Source organism: Paenibacillus sp. YN15, from assembly GCF_003285005.1.
In the GTDB taxonomy this organism is placed as follows: Bacteria; Bacillota; Bacilli; order Paenibacillales; family NBRC-103111; genus Paenibacillus_AR.
Genome location: NZ_QMFA01000013.1, coordinates 29189 through 46019 on the forward strand (window position 1 = coordinate 29189; position 16831 = coordinate 46019).

General features: G+C 53.4%; 14 protein-coding genes and 1 pseudogene. 11 read left to right on the forward strand and 4 right to left on the reverse strand.

Going from position 1 to position 16831, the window contains the following annotated elements; translation table 11 throughout:
• Nucleotides 1-86 precede the first annotated feature (86 nt).
• The 3 genes and pseudogenes from DQG13_RS12500 (at nucleotide 87) to DQG13_RS12510 (ending at nucleotide 5208) form a co-directional block, all read left to right on the forward strand.
• Entirely contained in the window at nucleotides 87-818 is a 732-nt protein-coding gene (locus DQG13_RS12500) for a helix-turn-helix transcriptional regulator (RefSeq protein ID WP_181592728.1), read from the forward strand.
• 27 nt (nucleotides 819-845) lie between these two features.
• Nucleotides 846-3968, forward strand: a complete 3123-nt coding sequence (locus DQG13_RS12505; protein ID WP_113020104.1) for a glycosyl hydrolase 2 galactose-binding domain-containing protein — start codon at nucleotides 846-848, stop codon at nucleotides 3966-3968.
• Between the two features lie 125 nt (nucleotides 3969-4093).
• Nucleotides 4094-5208 (forward strand): annotated as a pseudogene (locus DQG13_RS12510) (IS4 family transposase).
• A gap of 582 nt (nucleotides 5209-5790) precedes the next feature.
• On the opposite strand, the gene DQG13_RS12515 reads toward DQG13_RS12510, so the two are convergent.
• Genes DQG13_RS12515 through DQG13_RS12530 form a run of 4 tightly spaced genes read right to left on the reverse strand, consistent with a single transcriptional unit; the run spans nucleotide 5791 to nucleotide 9050 of the window.
• A complete protein-coding gene (locus DQG13_RS12515) occupies nucleotides 5791-7008 on the reverse strand; it encodes an ABC transporter permease (protein WP_113020105.1) in 1218 nt (405 codons plus the stop codon).
• On the reverse strand, nucleotides 7005-7871 hold the full coding sequence (locus DQG13_RS12520) for an ABC transporter ATP-binding protein (protein WP_113020106.1): 867 nt from the start codon (nucleotides 7869-7871) through the stop codon (nucleotides 7005-7007). The genes DQG13_RS12515 and DQG13_RS12520 overlap by 4 nt, the downstream gene beginning before the upstream one ends.
• Nucleotides 7847-8596 (reverse strand): hypothetical protein, encoded by a 750-nt coding sequence (locus DQG13_RS12525; protein WP_113020107.1) that lies wholly within the window; start codon nucleotides 8594-8596, stop codon nucleotides 7847-7849. The genes DQG13_RS12520 and DQG13_RS12525 overlap by 25 nt, the downstream gene beginning before the upstream one ends.
• The gene (locus DQG13_RS12530) at nucleotides 8589-9050 is read right to left on the reverse strand and encodes an RNA polymerase sigma factor (protein WP_113020108.1); all 462 of its coding nucleotides are present in this window, start codon (nucleotides 9048-9050) and stop codon (nucleotides 8589-8591) included. Before DQG13_RS12530 ends, DQG13_RS12525 begins: the two co-directional genes overlap by 8 nt.
• Nucleotides 9051-9223: 173 nt before the next feature.
• Between DQG13_RS12530 and DQG13_RS12535 the strand changes: the two genes are divergently transcribed.
• The 8 genes from DQG13_RS12535 (at nucleotide 9224) to DQG13_RS12575 (ending at nucleotide 16575) form a co-directional block, all read left to right on the forward strand.
• Nucleotides 9224-9550: a nitrous oxide-stimulated promoter family protein gene (locus tag DQG13_RS12535; RefSeq protein ID WP_113020109.1), complete on the forward strand. Its 327-nt coding sequence runs from the start codon at nucleotides 9224-9226 to the stop codon at nucleotides 9548-9550.
• 178 nt (nucleotides 9551-9728) lie between these two features.
• Nucleotides 9729-10418 carry a RadC family protein gene (gene radC / locus DQG13_RS12540; protein WP_113020110.1) on the forward strand — a complete coding sequence of 230 codons (690 nt, stop codon included), beginning with the start codon at nucleotides 9729-9731 and terminating at the stop codon, nucleotides 10416-10418.
• An 815-nt stretch (nucleotides 10419-11233) separates the two neighbouring features.
• Entirely contained in the window at nucleotides 11234-12274 is a 1041-nt protein-coding gene (locus DQG13_RS12550) for a rod shape-determining protein (protein WP_113020112.1), read from the forward strand.
• Between the two features lie 177 nt (nucleotides 12275-12451).
• Nucleotides 12452-13342 carry a rod shape-determining protein MreC gene (gene mreC / locus DQG13_RS12555; RefSeq protein WP_113020113.1) on the forward strand — a complete coding sequence of 297 codons (891 nt, stop codon included), beginning with the start codon at nucleotides 12452-12454 and terminating at the stop codon, nucleotides 13340-13342.
• A complete protein-coding gene (gene mreD, locus DQG13_RS12560; RefSeq protein WP_113020114.1) occupies nucleotides 13342-13875 on the forward strand; it encodes a rod shape-determining protein MreD in 534 nt (177 codons plus the stop codon). Before mreC ends, mreD begins: the two co-directional genes overlap by 1 nt.
• 65 nt (nucleotides 13876-13940) lie before the next feature.
• Nucleotides 13941-14579 (forward strand): septum site-determining protein MinC, encoded by a 639-nt coding sequence (gene minC / locus DQG13_RS12565; RefSeq protein ID WP_113020115.1) that lies wholly within the window; start codon nucleotides 13941-13943, stop codon nucleotides 14577-14579.
• 37 nt (nucleotides 14580-14616) lie between these two features.
• The gene (gene minD / locus DQG13_RS12570) at nucleotides 14617-15411 is read left to right on the forward strand and encodes a septum site-determining protein MinD (RefSeq protein WP_113020116.1); all 795 of its coding nucleotides are present in this window, start codon (nucleotides 14617-14619) and stop codon (nucleotides 15409-15411) included.
• A gap of 6 nt (nucleotides 15412-15417) precedes the next feature.
• Nucleotides 15418-16575 (forward strand): FtsW/RodA/SpoVE family cell cycle protein, encoded by a 1158-nt coding sequence (locus DQG13_RS12575; RefSeq protein WP_113020117.1) that lies wholly within the window; start codon nucleotides 15418-15420, stop codon nucleotides 16573-16575.
• Nucleotides 16576-16831: the final 256 nt, after the last annotated feature.

A 16831-nucleotide genomic window follows, 5' to 3' on the forward strand; every position in this document is an offset into this window, starting at 1 on the left:
ACAATCAGGAAACATAAAGAGAGACACATTATCCGCTAAGCTGCTATCATACCCTCCGGCTATGCCGGATTATGGAGGGCAGAGGAGTGTGGACCATACGCGCAAAGGAATATCCCATGCTGCGCGGGGATATTTTTCTGTTGAACAATTCCGAGCACCGTGCCATCCGTACAGTCTTTCCGCCGGAACCGTTGGTGATGGAAATTGTCGATTTTGAACCGCAACTGGCATGGCTTAATAATGGGCAACTTTTTGATGAACGCCTGCTCCGCGTATTTTTTCAAAGGGACAACAGTCCGTATGGCAACAGATTGCCTCGCACCAGCCCTGCTTCTGCGGAAATTCATACGGTGTTTGATCAATTGGCGGCAGAATTGCTAGGCGCCAACGCATACTCCATGCATATGTCTATTGTGAAGCTACTGAATATGCTGGTGCTGCTCCATCGTGCCTATTATCCTGGGCAAGAAGGAGAGGAACAGCCTGCAGGCAGGGAATGGGTTCCCGGGAGCATGCAGGCAGTCTTCCATTTTATCCACGAGCACTTCTGTGATTCCATTTCCTTGGAGCAGCTGTCAGAGCTGGGGCGTTTGCACCCTTCATCTGTTTCCCGTCTTTTCAAGAGGTACAGCGGGCTAGGATTGAGTGATTATATAGCCAAGTTGAGGATCAAACGGGCGGTGAGGTATTTGCGGGAAACGGATAAGACGGTGATAGAGATAGCCCTTTTATGCGGTTTCAATAATAATTCTAATTTTTATAAGGCTTTTCGCAGGGTAACGGGCAGAACACCGGGCAGCTTCCGGAGTCCGGAATAAAGGGTGCAAGTGAGGAGAGAACGGATAATGAACGAGAAGCAGACCAAGGACACCTTTGCCGATATTGCCGCAGGGGGGATGGATTTAGAAGGCAAAGGCTTGCAGGAGCCTTCCTTGCCGCATTGTCCGGAGGTTGTAATGGAACTGGCAGGTATTGATCCTGCTGCGGTATTTGAACCGGTTCATAAGGTGGATCGTCAGGAGGAGCTTTTGGAGGAGCTGGCTGAAGCCAGAGAGCGTTATGCCCCGTTTATGGCTGCACATTCTCCGCCATTGGAGTCTGGAAGAATCCGTCAGGAGCTCCAGGCTTTTGACTGGAGAATCGGAACCAAGGAGGATGAGCGGAACTTTCAAGGCGTGCTGGCGGGCCACGGGCAGTGGGAACGGGTGGAGCTGCCCCATTACGGGGAGCCGCTGGGGCCGGCATTCACGCTTTATCGCACTGATTTTACCGTGACCCGGGCGATGCTGGATTTGGGCCAGATCTTTATTGTATGCAAGGGTGTGGATTACAAGGCCCGTATTTTTGTGAATGGAGCCTGCGTGGGGGCACATGAAGGATTTTTCAGCCCTTTCGAGATGAACTGCACGGATAATGTGGTGGAGGGCAGCAATACCCTTGTAATCCGAGTGGAGAATGACAATACCGGGTTGGACGAAAAAGGCGGCGATAAAATTTATGCGGCAACGGGGGTGGGATATGATGACCCGGTCCGCGGTTGGCATCATTGTCCGGCGGGGATGGGCATTTACCAGGGGGTAGCTGTAGAGGCCAGGACATCCCTTCATATCGGAAGTGTGTATGTCCGACCCTTGGCCGATCTGGAGCAAGCAGAGGTCTGGATTGAAGTGAACAGCCTTCTGGCGGAGCCCCAGGAGATTACTCTGAAGCTGTCGGTATACGGGAAAAATTTCCCACAAACGGTATGGGAAGGACTGGAATGGAGGCCGCAGACGGGGGTGGCTGTTGGTCTGGGAGACTCCTTCACCCAGGCCAAGCTTCATGCGGAAGGGAAATTGCATAATTTGCTTCCCCTGTTGGCCGAACGTGGCAGGAACCGGTATATTGTTCCCATCCATATTCCGTTTGCCCGCAGATGGGAGCCGGAGGCTCCTTGGCTGTACCAGCTTCATGTGGAGGTGATGGCGCAGGGCAGGACGTTGGATGCGCGCGGCTCCCATTTTGGCATGCGCACCTTTCGGATAGATACGGCTGGCTCGCCCAAAGGCGCCATGTACCTCAATGACAGGCCCATCCGGCTTCGCGGAGCCAATACCATGGGGCATGAGCAGCAGTGCGTAGCCAAGCGGGATTGGGACCAGTTAAGGGACGATATACTGCTGGCCAAGCTGTGCAATATGAATTTTCTTCGCATCACCCAAAGGCCGGTGGAGACAGAGGTGTACGATTATTGCGATATGCTGGGGCTGATGGTCCAGACGGATCTGCCCTTGTTCGGGGTATTAAGCCGCAGCCAGTTCTGCGAGGCAGTGCGCCAGGCGGAGGAAATGGAGCGGCTGATCCGGCCTCATCCCTGCTGCATCCTGTCCACCTATATCAACGAGCCATTTCCCAATGCCCAGAACAGGCCTCACCGGCATTTGACCCGGAAGGAGCTGGAAGGATTCTTCCAGGCGGCTGACCTTGCCGTCCGGCTGAACAACCCGGACCGGGTTACCAAGCATGTGGACGGGGACTATGATCCTCCCTCCGGGACACTGCCGGACAATCATTGTTATCCCTTATGGTATAACGGTCATGGCATTGATTTCGGACGACTGAACAAAGGCCATTGGCTTCCGGTTAAGCCGGACTGGTACTACGGCTGCGGCGAATTCGGAGCGGAGGGGCTTGATCCGGTTGCCGTCATGCGCCGCTATTATCCGCCGGAATGGCTTCCCTCCAGTTCCTCTGAGGAAAGGAGCTGGTCTCCCAATTCCATTATTGGGGCCCAGACGGGGAGGTTTCATTATTTCTTCTATGAAACGCCGGAGAGTCTGGAGGAATGGGTGGACCAAAGCCACCGCCATCAAGCGTGGGCTGCCCGTATGATGACCGAGGCCTTTCGCCGGGATTGGCGGATGACCTCCTTCGCTATCCATCTGTTTATCGATGCGTTTCCTTCCGGTTGGATGAAAACCATTATGGATGTGGAACGCCGTCCGAAGCCGGCCTACTTTGCTTACAGAAACGCCCTGGAACCTCTTCTGGCCAGCCTGCGGACGGACCGTTTGGCCTTTTATGAGGGGGAAGAGATATCCCTGGAGGCATGGATTTGCAATGACCGGTGGGAGACCCCGGAATCGGCCCGGTTGCAGGTTATGGTTGTCCAGGAGGGCAAGCTTCTTGCGGCCAGTCTAAGGATGGCTCAGGTGCCGGCTTGCAGCAGTGCCTGCCAGGGGATTATCCGCTTTACTGCTCCCCGGACCAACGACAGGTCGTCAGTAACGGTTTGGCTGGGGCTCTGCGACAGCCAAGGCAGAGTGCTGAGCCAAAATTCGGTGGAGCTTGAGGTTCACGGGAAGAGAGAATGGAGTCGCCGGCCCGCTGTGGCAGTGCTGGGAGCGCCGGACGGCAAAGCCTTCCGGCTTGTTGAGGAGCTGGGGGTGGAGGCGGCGGCTTTTGACCCTGCGGTGAGGCCGGATGTGCTTGTGGCGGATAATTCGGCTATGCTGGCTCAGGCGGAGGAGCCGGTATCAGCCATGCTGGAAGAGGACACCAAGGTGATTGTACTGGAATTGGAGCCCGGAAATTATGATTTATGGGGATGCGGAATTCAGGTGAAGCCCAGCAGCATGCAGCCTCTGTATTTCGTTTCGCGGAAAACCGGGCATCCCCTGGTTGAGGGTTTCCGCCCTGGGGATTTCAGGCTTTGGTACAGTCCCAAGGATGACCGGCTTGCGCCTCTGTTATATCATACCATGACTTCCACGGGCTTAACGCCGGTTTTGCTTAGCGGCAATACGAATGATTCCGGTGAATGGGAGCCTGCATTGGCAGCAGGCGAACGGAAAATCGGCATGGGGCATCTGATCGTCTCCCAGGTTGAATTGGCAGGCCGCTGCAGCACCAATCCCGCAGCCAGGGAATTTGCATTGAGGCTGTTTGAATGGAATGGGGAAGGGACTGGAAGCTCCCTTGCAAAATAAGCTGAACACCCTGCAGCTGTAAGGGCTATGCACCTTTTTTCCTTCTCTTGACAAAAAACACCTTCTCCGTTTGGCATCATGGAAGTGACTAGCAACCATGCAGACAAAGAAAGGTGTTTAACTCTATGGTACACTGTTCCCTGTCTGACCCGTCTCGGTTTTCGTCTGTTTTTCATACGTTGCGAATCGGGAATCTGCTTCGTCAGGCTGGTATTCGTAAGTCATTTGGTCTTTTTGCGCTTGCTGTCTTTCAATTGCTTTTCTCGCTTGTGTTTGAAGGGAAGAGTTGGTTTCGGCTTCTAGAGAGCAGCCGTGGCGCTTCGTTGCCAGACAAAGATGCAGTCTACCGTTTTTTGAATCACTCCAGCTTTGCATGGCGCACGTTTCTTCATTCGCTCAGCTTGACGGTGATCCGGCAGTTTGCTCCCTTACGTCAGCCAAGCGTGTAAAAGTGTTCATTTTGGACGACTCTACTCTTTCGCGCAATCGCAGTCAGAAGGCGGAATTGCTTGCCCGCGTGTTCGACCATATCATACAACAGGCCGGTTTACTAAAGGATACACCTTGCTCACGCTTGGCTGGTCGGATGGCTTCAGCTTTGCTCCCATTGACTTTGTCATGCTCACATCTGCCAAACTTATGAATCGTCTAACGGAGATGACGACCACGATCACGAAACGCTGTCAGGGGTACAAGCGCTGTGTTGAGGCGCTTACGCGTAAGCCTGATGCTGCCCTTGACTTAATTGGCCATGCGCTGAAGGCTGGTTTTCGCGCGGATTACGTCCTGATGGATAGTTGGTTTACTCAGATGCCACTCATTCGAGGACTGGCAGATGAAGGACTAGCCACGATTGGCATGGTCAAGGAAATGAAGCAGCGTTACTTGTATGAAGGAAGACGGCTGACGCTAAGTGAACTATACAGAAGCCTGCCAAAGAACAAGTAAACGTCCATATGGAGCTCCGTTATAGTCCAGTCTTCATGCGGGATGTGTTCAAAACCGGAGACAAGCCGGAGATACACGTTCGCTTGGCGGGCTGTTTTTCTTGTATGCGGATGAAGTCCGTGATGTAGACTACCAGACTGCACTTCAATAACTGATGGCATTATTCTTAAACTTGGTTGGAACAACGAGCAAGGCTGGCAAGCAGAAGCCGTTGTGTCAACTTCAGCAGTGGATGGCTGATTTACCCTTGTACATCAAAGGTTTGTTCGGTAATTTAAGCTGCGAAAGTTGAGTTAATAACATACAGGTATTGAATTATATCGATGAATCATATCTATTTTGCTGTCGCACATATGGAATGCATGGATTGAAATCAAGTATAACGGAAAGAGCCGCGGCGGATGCGGGCATTAAAATGCCATACAAGAACGAATATTGATTTGAAAAAATCTAAACCTATGAGTAGCGGGTACCATATCGTCTGGAGCATGTATTGAGAAGGGCTTCCGCAGTTCTTAGGGAAGGCCTTTTCCTGGTTGAAATTTGGCCCCAAGAGTTCACAATGGATTTCAAAATTCAAAAGAATGGCGACAGGTGCGGATGCCAAGTTCCCATAAAAACCTCGGCTCCTTCGCACCCCAGATGTTGTCGAATTAAATGAAAAAGATTAACTCTAAAAGATGTCAATATCTATGCTATCTTTTTTTGTATGCGTTATAGATATCTTCGTGCAAACTATCTTCATTTTGAATTGATTGTAGCTGTTTTTGCTGTCGCACTCCATATGGAGTGCGTAGATTGAAATGATGGTGACATACTTGGCTGAAAGCGCACGGAATAATCAGTTTTTTAGGGAATTTTTGTCACAACGCGTCTATGTGATCTGATGGTTCCGGAAGGAGCGGAACGTCCGCGGTATCAGCAGGACACTGGCGAGTACCCCGAACAGGGGCAAGAATACATAGGGACGCAGAACCAGTCCCGGCAGCTCGTATTGGATCATGGAGGTGACATTCTTGAAGACCATCATGTTTGTGGGCAGCAGACGGACCAGATTGTACAGCAGGGTGTTGGCTTCGGAGACAGTGACAAACATGGGCGCCAAGAGCAGTAAACCGGCCAGAACAATAACAGCGAAGGGGCTTCTGAACCGGGCAGATAACAGCATGGTGACCGCAGCGGTGAACAGGCAGGCGCAGAGGACGCTGGCAGACAGCAGCACGGCCGTTTGTCCCATGGTCAGCGGGTAAGAGCACATGGGCATATAAAGCTGCAAGGGAGTGTTCCCTCCGTCAAAGCCAAAGGTGAGCATACATTGCAGATAGGAGATCAGGGTGAATGTTATGGCCAGGCCGCTTGCCGCAGTAAAGCCTGTAAACAGCTTGGCCCCGATGAGCTGTCCTTTCCCGTGTTTGGAGGTCAAGATCAGCTGGTCGGCTCTGCAGGCATATTCTCCGGAGAATAACGGCGCCATGCAAACGGCAGTGAAGAAGGCGGCAATCAGACCGGTGATGTACATCATCGTGAAAAACCGGGTGTACCCGTCGATGTAGGAATAGATGAAGGGGGTCTGCACCCGGTTGTCCAGGGCCAGCACCTCTTTTTTGGCTTTTTCACTCATCCGGGTTTGCTCCACCACCTGAACCATTCTTTCTTCGCGGATAGAGTAGAAATCCCCGGCTTGCTTATCGGTCAGCTTCTGAAAGTCCTCCATATTAAAGCGCCGGGACTCGGTATTGTAAATAGTGCGGGTAAGCGAGTAGATTTCGCTGTAGGGACGCGCGAAAGTCTGGTAAGCTTCGGTATTTTGGTACTGGGCGCTCCCGGGAATTTGCGCGTAGGCTTGGGAGGCGGCGAGGATCAGCTCCGTGTTGACAGGGCGTCCCGCCAGAGAGCGGGCATAGGCCCGGTCCTTGATCATGGCATCATAGTGGGATTCAAACACCTCCCCGTTTATGTAATAATTGCCGATAAGGATACCCCAGCCGTTAATCAGGGATAAAATGAAGGCCAATACGAGGCCGAGGATCATGCTTTTTTTATGGAACATTTTCCTGTATTCAAAACCGACTATCCGCCAAAAGGGGTTCATTCCGCCGTCACCTCACTGAAATAATAAAGATACAGATCCTCCAGCGCCGCCTGGGCGGGCATAGCTGAAGCCCAAGGTTTGACTTCACAGACCAGCCGCAGCAGGATGCCGTTGGTTTCCTGGCGCAGATTAATGACAGGATGTTTGCTGCACAGCGCATCCGCCTCTTCTTGAGAAACGACGCATTCCCACACCTTGCCCTGTATGGGCAGGACGATCTCCGCCAATCCGCCTTGATGGATGATCTGGCCGTTTTTCATCAGGAGGATGGTATCTGCAATATGCTCCACGTCGGAAACAATATGAGTGGACAGCAGCACAATCCGGTCTTTGCCCAGCCGGGAAATCAGATTGCGGAAACGCACCCGCTCCTTGGGATCAAGACCGGCCGTAGGCTCGTCGAGAACCAGAATGCGCGGATCGTTTAACAACGCCTGGGCAATCCCTAACCGCTGCTTCATACCGCCGGAAAAGGTTTTGATTTTCTTTTTAGCCTCCTGCTCCAAGGCAACCAGTTTCAGCAGCTCCCGCGCTTTTTCCTTAGCCCGTGTTTTCGGCAAGCCCTTCAGGGTTGCAATGTAGAGCAGGAAATCCAGAGCAGTGAACTCCGGGTAATACCCGAAGTCCTGGGGCAGATACCCCAGCGCATCGCGGTAATCCTCATGGCTGACATCGGTTCCGCCATAGGTGATGGTGCCCGAGGTGGGAGACAGGACGCCGCACATCATGCGCATCAATGTGGTTTTGCCTGCACCGTTGGCGCCTAATAAACCGTATACGCCGGGCTTGAGCGCAAGGGAAATGCGGTCGCAGGCGATTTTGCTGCCATAGTGTCTGGTTATTCGGTCAAGAATGAGCTCCATGTTCTCTCCTCCGTTTGTTTAAGCACATGCGTGAGTTGACGGGTGACCAAAAGGATACTGGCAGCGAACAACCCTGCCCAGTAAATAAGATTGGTCTCTGCATAAAGCAACTGCACTGTATTGCTGAAGATGGCATCCGCCAGGCTGATGATGCAGGCGGCTGCCGCACAGGCCGGGATGCTATCCCGGCCATGCCACCGGTTTAATATCCAGAAGCAAATTCCGCAGGTCATAAGGTAGGGTACCAGCAGATACAGAGCCGTTCGCACCAAGCCAATGGGCGTCACATGATTCACAAAGGCAAGGAGTAATGTCAATAGTACAAAGTTGGCAACGCCCAGAATCGCCGCCCGGGCCAGGATAATCTGCGGCAGGCTGAAGCGGCAGCCCATTTCCACTTCTGCCATCCGGTGAAAGGCCGAGCGGAATAGCTCCGTGGTGGTTAAGAGCGCCATCAGCGGCAGAACGGCGGAAATAATCCAGAGCGCCTCCGCCTCTGTCCTCCAATGACTGGCGGCAGGGGCGGAAAAGGAAACAAACCAGCCCAATAGAACGGTCAGAAGGGCAAACGCCCAAACCTGCTTGCGGATATAGCCCAGCTGGCTGAGGAAAAATGCCCGGAAGGTGATTTTGGGATAACGGAGAGTCCGCAGAAATCGCTCTTTATCTGCAGGCTCCGGCGCTTCAAAAGCATCCCGCAGCACCTTTTTCCATTGCCTATTCATAAAAATCCTCCTCGTGGAGCAAGTTTTTCAGAGCAGCCAGGGCGGCACTGGTCCTGCGGTATACGGCAAAACGGGACATGCCCAGGACAGACGCGGTTTCTCCTACGGACAGCCCGTTTGCATACCGTAAAAACATCAGCTCCCGCTCCTGCTCCGGCAGCGCGTCCAAGGCCTGGCGGACTGTGATTTTCAGCTCCAGCTGATCCATGGAACGGGCATCGGGCAGCTCTTCCGTCAATGGCTCCGGCTTCCTGCGCCGGAAGGCATCTATGCATACATTCCGCGCGATGGTATATAGATAGGCCATCTGCTTGCCGCGTTCCAAGTAAGCGTTGTGGGCGAAATACTTGAGAAAGGTGTCCTGGGTCAGATCCTCCGCCAAAGCGGCGTTGCCGACCTTGTAATAGCAATAGCGATAAATTTTGTCATACTGTTCCCTGATGTCGGCCGGCACCGGATACCCTCCTTTCACAATGCTTAACGGTTGGGGGCGGCTGGATGTGCGGAGAATAAAAAGAATTTGAAGCCGGATTTACGGTTCCGTATTTTGTACTGCACCGAGAGGTGATAAAATGGCTGTAGTTCACCGGCTGTAATCTATCATAGTGTAGGAAAGGTTTATTTCACATGCCCAAAACCAAAATTGCCAAGGAAAAAGAGATTGTACATAAAATGATTGCCATCTACTGCCGGGGCAGCGGCCATGGCCGGGAACAGCTTTGTACCGAATGTGCGGAGTTGCTGGAATATGCCTGCAAGCGGCTGGATCATTGCCGGTTTGGGGAGGACAAAAAATTCTGCAAGCATTGCCCTATTCATTGCTATAATAAGGAAATGCGGGTGCGGATCAGGACGGTCATGCGCTATTCCGGCCCGCGTATTATGCTGTATCATCCGGTGGCGGCGATGGATCATTTGTTGTCCAGCATCATGCAGCGGGTGGGCGGCAAGTAGAAGGTGCGGGGGAGAGGACGGGAAGCATCCTCGGGTTAGGGAGTTTGCCAAAGGTTCCCTTCTTTTTTGGAAGACGCGGTTTTTGCTGCCAAAAACATGCTATAATAATTCTGCATGTGTATGTCATGCGGCATCGGGAAGAACCCGTGTCCCTATTTTGTATTGGAGGAGTGGGACAATGGGTTCTTTTGATATGATTCTGCGCGATACGCCTGCGGGCGAACGGCCGCGGGAGCGGATGCTTCATCATGGGGCACATGCGTTAAGCAATGCGGAGCTGTTGGCAATCTTGCTGCGGACAGGAACGGTGGCGGAGTCGGTGGTCCGGCTGGCCGAACGGGTGCTCCGGGAAGCGGGAAGCCTGAAGGGACTCAACGAAATGCGCATTGAGCAGCTGACGGCTCTGAAGGGCGTCGGCCCTGCCAAGGCTATGCAGATTCAGGCGGGAGTGGAGCTGGGCAGAAGATTGTCCCGCTCGGCGCCGGAGGAGCGTTGTACCATCCGCAGCCCAGGCGATGCCGCGGAGCTCTTGATGGAGGATTTGCGGTATTTGGACAAGGAGCATTTTGTATGCTTGTTCCTGAACACGAAGAATCATGTGATCGGCCGCGAGACTATTTCGATGGGGAGCCTGAATGCGACGGTGGTTCATCCCCGGGAGGTGTTTCGCTCTGCCATTCAGCGGAGCAGCGCTTCCATTCTGTGCGCCCACAACCATCCCAGCGGCGACCCTACGCCGAGCCATGAGGATATTGAGCTCACCCAGCGGCTGATGGAGGCCGGGGAGATTATCGGGATTGATGTGCTGGATCATCTGGTTATCGGCGACGGAACTTTTATCAGCATGAGGGAGCGGGGATTGATGTGATCGAGTCGAAGTCCGCCGCAGCATGGGGTGGACCACCTCACTCCCTGCGTAATGATGCGTGCTAGGCGCTTTACCCGTACGTCACCGGTTGGCTAACGGAACTAAATGACGCTTATAAGCGGAATTTTGGATGTTTTCCAAATTAACGGAACAGAGAGGCTGTTAAAGCCTGAATTTCCTCACGAATGGCCACGAATAGCGACCAAACGCCCCACTAAGAGCTTTTGAGTTCCGCTAATGCAGAAATAAGCCGGTTTTAAGCCAATAGGCGTCGCTGAGTTCCGTTATCGTCTACTGCTTGATTCGGCATAAAAGTCTACCTCTAGGGACGAACCCGCATCGTCGAATTGCATCGGCGTTGACTTTTTTACCGCAATCAGGGTGAATGGGCTTCACGAGCTACTGCCTGATTCGGCATAAAAGTCTACCTCTAAGGACGAACCCGCATCACCGAATTGCATCGGTCATTGACTTTTTTATATAATAAAATTTGAATATCAAATTTTCCTGAACCGGGGGACCGCTGGAAATGAAGAAGCGGGCTTGCCGGGGAGCAGATATAGAAGCCATTCGCGCTTGGCGGTTGGACGGTTTTCACCTCCGCACGGACCCTAACGGTCGGGTGGATACGAAAGGTTTCATGAGAGGCCGGCGGCTTATGGTCAACCGGAGAAGCGTTTTGCCCGTCTTTTTTATGTACCACTGCAAGACGGGCGCGGTTTGATTCATACGCCAGCCTCGGAAAACGCAGAAGCACATCAGCAAAGAACGGCATGGATGAAACCTAATAAAGGCCAGTGAAGGGAGAGCGTGCCATGTTTGGCGGCTTTACAAGAGATTTGGGAATTGATTTGGGAACAGCCAACACCCTTGTGTATGTGAAAGGAAAAGGAATCGTCGTCCGGGAGCCCTCCGTTGTGGCCCAGCGTACCGATACAAACAATAAGGCTATTGTGGCGGTGGGCAACTCCGCCAAAATGATGATCGGCCGTACCCCCGGCAATATCCGGGCAATGCGTCCCATGAAGGACGGGGTCATTGCCGATTTTGAAACCACGTCCACCATGATCAAATATTTCATCCGTCAGGCCCAGAAGCAGCGGGTGCTGTTTCAACGCCACCCCAATGTAATGGTTTGTGTGCCCTCGGGCATTACCGCCGTGGAGAAGCGCGCCGTAGAGGATGCCACCAAGCAGGCCGGGGCCCGGGAGGCGTACACCATTGAGGAGCCCTTCGCCGCGGCCATCGGAGCCGACCTTCCCGTATGGGAGCCCACCGGCAGCATGGTGGTGGACATCGGCGGCGGCACTACAGAGGTAGCGGTTATTTCCTTGGGCGGGATTGTTACCTCCCGTTCCATCCGGATTGCCGGCGATGAGATGGATGATGCCATTATCCAGTACATCAAACGCACCTACAATCTGGCCATCGGCGAGCGGACCGCGGAGCAGATGAAGCTGGATATCGGCTCGGCCCTGCCGGGAGACCAGGCGGAATCTCTGGAGATCCGCGGCCGGGATTTGGTCAGCGGCTTGCCCAAGACCATTGCCGTCACCTCTCTGGAAATAGCCGATGCGTTGTCCGATACGGTGAACAGCATTGTCGAGGCCGTCAAGGTGACTCTGGAGAAATGCCCGCCTGAGCTGGCGGCGGATATTATGGACCGGGGGATTGTGCTCACCGGAGGCGGCGGTCTGCTGCGCAACCTGGATAAGCTGCTGGCCCGGGAAACCGGCATGCCGGTGCTGGTGGCGGATAATCCGCTGGATTGTGTGGCCATCGGAACCGGACGGGCGTTGGATAACATCCATTTGTTCAAGTCCAAATCCGGTCCGGCCTACAGGGGCAGACGATAAAATACGCCGCCGGAACGTCGATGTTGCGGATCGCCGTCCATGAACCCATTTTGCCCGTTATCACAAAGGGAAGTAGATTTTGATTTTATGGGGTCCCCGCAAAGCAATCGGCATCGGCTTAGAAGCAGAAGTCCAAGCTGCACTTTGCGGGGAATTTTCAGAATGAGGGTGTAACAAGTGTTTCGATTGCTGGGGAACAAAAAGCTGCTCACGCTGCTCCTGGCTTTGATGGTCTTTATCGCGCTGATGGGGCTCACCTTGAGCAGACGCTCGGAATTGACCTGGCCGGAACGGGTAATTAAGGATACGGTTGTCTGGACCCAAGGTTGGCTCTACAAGCCCGCTCGTTATGCAGCGGGTTTCTTTCAGGATATAGAGGACCTTAAGAATACCTACCAAGAGAACAAGCAGCTGAAAAAAAAATTGGCCCAATACGCCCAAGATACCATGCGGCTGAACATGCTGGAGGCGCAGAACAAGCATCTTCAGGAGATTCTCGGGTTCACCGAACGCCAGAAGAATGCCGATAACTACCAATACATGGTGGCGGAAGTGGTTTCCGTAAGCCCCGATCCGTACAGCAATACGGTGAATATCAATTTGGGCTCCCTGGACGGCATCAAGGAAAATATGGCGGTGATGTCCGTTGAAGGGCTGATCGGGCGGGTTTCCCGCGTTTCCAACTTCACCTCCAGCGTCCAGCTTCTGGTGGACATGAATACGGAGTCCGTAGGTTCGGCTGAACGCCAGCTGGAGAAAGGAATTTCGGCGACGGTTCTGGGCAAGGAAGACAAGGTGTTCGGCACCATCGATTATTACAGCAACGAGGAGCAGGGTCTGATTATGAGCCGGATTGACCAGAGAAGCGAGAGGAATGTGGAGCCTGGCGACATTGTGGTTACCTCCGGGCTGGGGCAGATTTTTCCCAAAGGACTGGTCATCGGGGAAGTTTCCGAGAAGCGGGTCGGCGATTTCGGCATCAACTATGTGGCCACCGTCAAGCCCAAGGCGACGGACTTCCGCCATCTGCGCGAGGTTCTGGTTGTGAAAGTGCCTGAGGTAGAGTGATGTCGAGAAGCAAGGGACTCCTGTTTGCGCTGGTGATGGTATTGTTCTTGTTGGAAGGGACTGTGCTCAAGTGGATCATTCCTTCCGTGTGGCAGGGCAATGTTGCCGTGTCCACCCATTTTACACTGGTTGTCATCATGTTTATCGGGCTGTATTATAACCGGCATCTTTCCCTGTTTTACGGGCTTGGCTTCGGCCTCCTGCATGACATTGTCTATTACGGCCCGACCATGATCGGCGCCTATTCCTTTTCCATGGGGGTTATCGGCTATGTCTGCGGATTGGCCTCCTCCCGATCACGGCCCAATATTCTGTTCAGCATGTTCATCATCACCATGGGCAATTTTTTATTTGAAGGCATTCTCTATAGTCTGTACCGGTTGTTCCAAGTGACCAAGGATACGCCGCAGTGGATGTTCTTCCACATCATGCTGCCCAGCGTCCTGATTAATCTCTTGTTTGCGCTGCTTATTTATGTTCCCCTGCGCAAATGGCTGGAGGATATGGTCTCCCAGAAGCCCAAAGAGGATTAAAATTCTTGAGGGCGGCAGGAAATCAGGGCGTGCGGACAGAAAGAGTATGTTCAGGAGGGAAAAGCATGGCGGCAGTCAAACATCCGGTCAGGATCAAAGGCGTCAAGGACGGCTTGCTGTTTCTCCTCGATGACAGTTGTCCGTTTGAATCGGTAATCGGGGATTTGACCACCAAGCTGGAAAAAACACATCAACATATCCTTACCGGCCCGCTTATTCATGTGTTCGTCAAGCTGGGCAAACGAACCGTCTCGGAGGAGGAGAAGGAGAAGATCCGGGAGATTATCGGCACCCGCGGCAACCTCCTGATTCAGTCCATCGAGTCGGAGAACGACAAACCCGAGGAGAAGGCGGAAGCGCCTATTCATCTGGTCAAAAGCATCGTCCGCTCCGGACAGATACTTCATATGGAAGGCAACCTGCTTCTGATCGGCGATGTGAACCCCGGCGGAACGGTGTCTGCCACGGGTGATATCTATGTCATGGGCTCCCTGCGGGGAATGGCCCACGCCGGCACGCAAGGCAATGAAAAGGCGATCATTACCGCCTCCCACATGAAGCCGACCCAACTGCGCATTGCGCAGATTATTAGCCGTCCGCCTGACGAGTGGGCCATCGGCGACACGTATATGGAGTTTGCTTATATCAACAACGGAGTTATGGAAATCGATAAAGTGCAGCATATGTCCCGGATTCGCCCATAAAGGCTAAGGGGGTATGTGACCAAAGGAGCGTGTTCACATGGGGGACGCAATCGTGATTACATCCGGTAAGGGAGGCGTCGGCAAAACCACCACCTCCGCCAACATCGGCACCGCGCTTGCCCTGCAGGGCAAAAAAGTCTGCATGGTGGATACGGATATCGGCCTTCGCAATCTGGATGTGGTAATGGGTTTGGAGAACCGCATCATCTATGACCTGGTGGATGTGGCCGACGGCCGCTGCAGGCTGAATCAGGCGCTGATCAAGGACAAGCGGTTTGCCGAGCTGTATCTGCTTCCCGCCGCCCAGACCAAGGACAAGAATGCCGTAACGCCCGATGCTGTCCGCAAGATTGTTCTGGAGCTGAAGCAGGAATTTGAATTTGTCATCATCGATTGTCCCGCGGGCATCGAGCAGGGATACAAGAATGCCGTAGCCGGAGCCGACAAGGCGATTGTAGTCACCACTCCGGAGAATGCGGCCGTGCGGGATGCAGACCGGATTATCGGGCTTCTGGAGCATGACGGCATCCGTTCGCCCAAGCTGGTAATCAACCGGATTCGCCCCAACATGATGAAGAAGGGCGACATGCTGGACATTGACGAGGTGTGCCAGGTGCTGGCCATCGATCTTCTGGGCATCGTCCCCGACGACGAGCATGTGATCAAAGCCGCCAATGTCGGAGAGCCGACGGTAATGAATCCTGCCTCCAAAGCGGCCATCGCCTACCGGAACATTGCCCGGCGCATTCTGGGCGATACGGTGCCGCTTCTGCAGTTGGACGACAAGGCCGGCCTCTTCGGCAAGATGAAAAAATTCTTCGGAGTGGGTTGACCGAGCATGCTGTCCAAATTAAAGCGTTATGACTGGTTTATTGTATTTCTGCTGGTTTTGTTTGTGGTTATCAGTTGCTTTCTCGTATACAGCGCTACAGTGGACACGAAGTACGGACCAGATTTCTGGAAGAGAATCCCGGTTAATGCCATCATCGGCTTTGTGGTATTCTTCACCGTATCGCTGGTGGATTTCCGGCTGCTGATCAAAGCGGCGCCTTACGGATATATTACCGGCGTGCTGCTCTTGGCTGCGCTTTTTGTATGGGGAACCGAACGGGAGGGAGCAGTAGGGTGGTTTACCCTTCCGGTCATCGGCGACTTCCAGCCCGCGGAATTAATGAAGGTGCTCCTGATTATCGCCATCGCCGCATATGCCGCCCGCAAAAAAGGAGAGCGCCTGGAATTTATCCGGGATGTGGTCCCCATCGGGCTTATTGTGTTTGTGCCGTTTATGCTGGTGCTGGTCCAGCCTGACTTGGGCAACGCCATGATTTTCCTGGTGATTCTCCTGGGCATGTACTGGATCAGCAACGTTAAATATACCCATGTGCTCATCGGCACCGCCTTGGTGGTGGCCTTGGTGGGCGGTTTTGTTTATACCTTCAAGACCTACCATGAGGATATTGTCAAAATGGCGGGCACCAAATACGACCACTGGGTGGACCGGATCGATACCTTTATCGATCCCGACAACGTGGACCCGGCCAAAAGCGGCTACCAGTATCTGCGCTCGAAGATTGCCATCGGCTCCGGCGGTCTGCGGGGAGACGGATACTTAAAGGGCAATTCGGTGCACAACAATTTTGTGCCCGTGGCGTATACCGATGGCATCTTCGTGGTGGTGGCCGAGGAATTCGGATTTATCGGGTCCTCGGCGCTCCTGCTGCTGTATTTCATATTGATTTACCGGATGATCCTGATCTCCATCCAGTCTACCAATCTGGCAGGCTCGTACATGATTGTGGGCATCGTCTCCATGTACGTGTTCCAGGTTTTCCAGAACATCGGCATGTTCCTGGGACTGATGCCTTTAACGGGAATCACGCTGCCTTTTGTCAGCTACGGGGGAACATCCCTGTTGATCAACATGCTGTCCCTTGGACTGGTCATGAGCGTCAAGCTCCACCAGGAGAAGGAGTCCATGTTCAGCGCGGCGGAATAATCCGCTGCTATAGAGAAGCCGTGCGGTGGAGTGCCGCGCGGTTTTTTTTTACAGATCAGAAAGGATATAATCGCTGGGGAAAGGGGCCGTTTCATAAGTCGGCGCTTTGGGAATTGTCCTGGTTGCAGGCGGGGGGAACAGGCGGTAGGCTGCGGTTGCGGAACGGAGCGACTCTTATGGGGGGACGGGAGTTTGGGGAAATGAAGGGAACGAAGAAACCGTTATCTCCCTGATGCGGCGAAAATAGGGAGGAAAT

Excerpts from the sequence above, each read along its gene's own strand:
- DQG13_RS12515 (WP_113020105.1), bottom strand. The coding sequence starts at position 7,008 with ATGAACCCCTTTTGGCGGATAGTCGGTTTTGAATACAGGAAAATGTTC.
- DQG13_RS12525 (WP_113020107.1), bottom strand. The coding sequence starts at position 8,596 with ATGAATAGGCAATGGAAAAAGGTGCTGCGGGATGCTTTTGAAGCGCCG.
- mreD (WP_113020114.1), top strand. The coding sequence starts at position 13,342 with ATGTCGAGAAGCAAGGGACTCCTGTTTGCGCTGGTGATGGTATTGTTC.
- DQG13_RS12575 (WP_113020117.1), top strand. The coding sequence starts at position 15,418 with ATGCTGTCCAAATTAAAGCGTTATGACTGGTTTATTGTATTTCTGCTG.
- minC (WP_113020115.1), top strand. The coding sequence starts at position 13,941 with ATGGCGGCAGTCAAACATCCGGTCAGGATCAAAGGCGTCAAGGACGGC.
- DQG13_RS12535 (WP_113020109.1), top strand. The coding sequence starts at position 9,224 with ATGCCCAAAACCAAAATTGCCAAGGAAAAAGAGATTGTACATAAAATG.
- radC (WP_113020110.1), top strand. The coding sequence starts at position 9,729 with ATGGGTTCTTTTGATATGATTCTGCGCGATACGCCTGCGGGCGAACGG.
- DQG13_RS12520 (WP_113020106.1), bottom strand. The coding sequence starts at position 7,871 with ATGGAGCTCATTCTTGACCGAATAACCAGACACTATGGCAGCAAAATC.
- minD (WP_113020116.1), top strand. The coding sequence starts at position 14,617 with ATGGGGGACGCAATCGTGATTACATCCGGTAAGGGAGGCGTCGGCAAA.
- DQG13_RS12550 (WP_113020112.1), top strand. The coding sequence starts at position 11,234 with ATGTTTGGCGGCTTTACAAGAGATTTGGGAATTGATTTGGGAACAGCC.
- DQG13_RS12505 (WP_113020104.1), top strand. The coding sequence starts at position 846 with ATGAACGAGAAGCAGACCAAGGACACCTTTGCCGATATTGCCGCAGGG.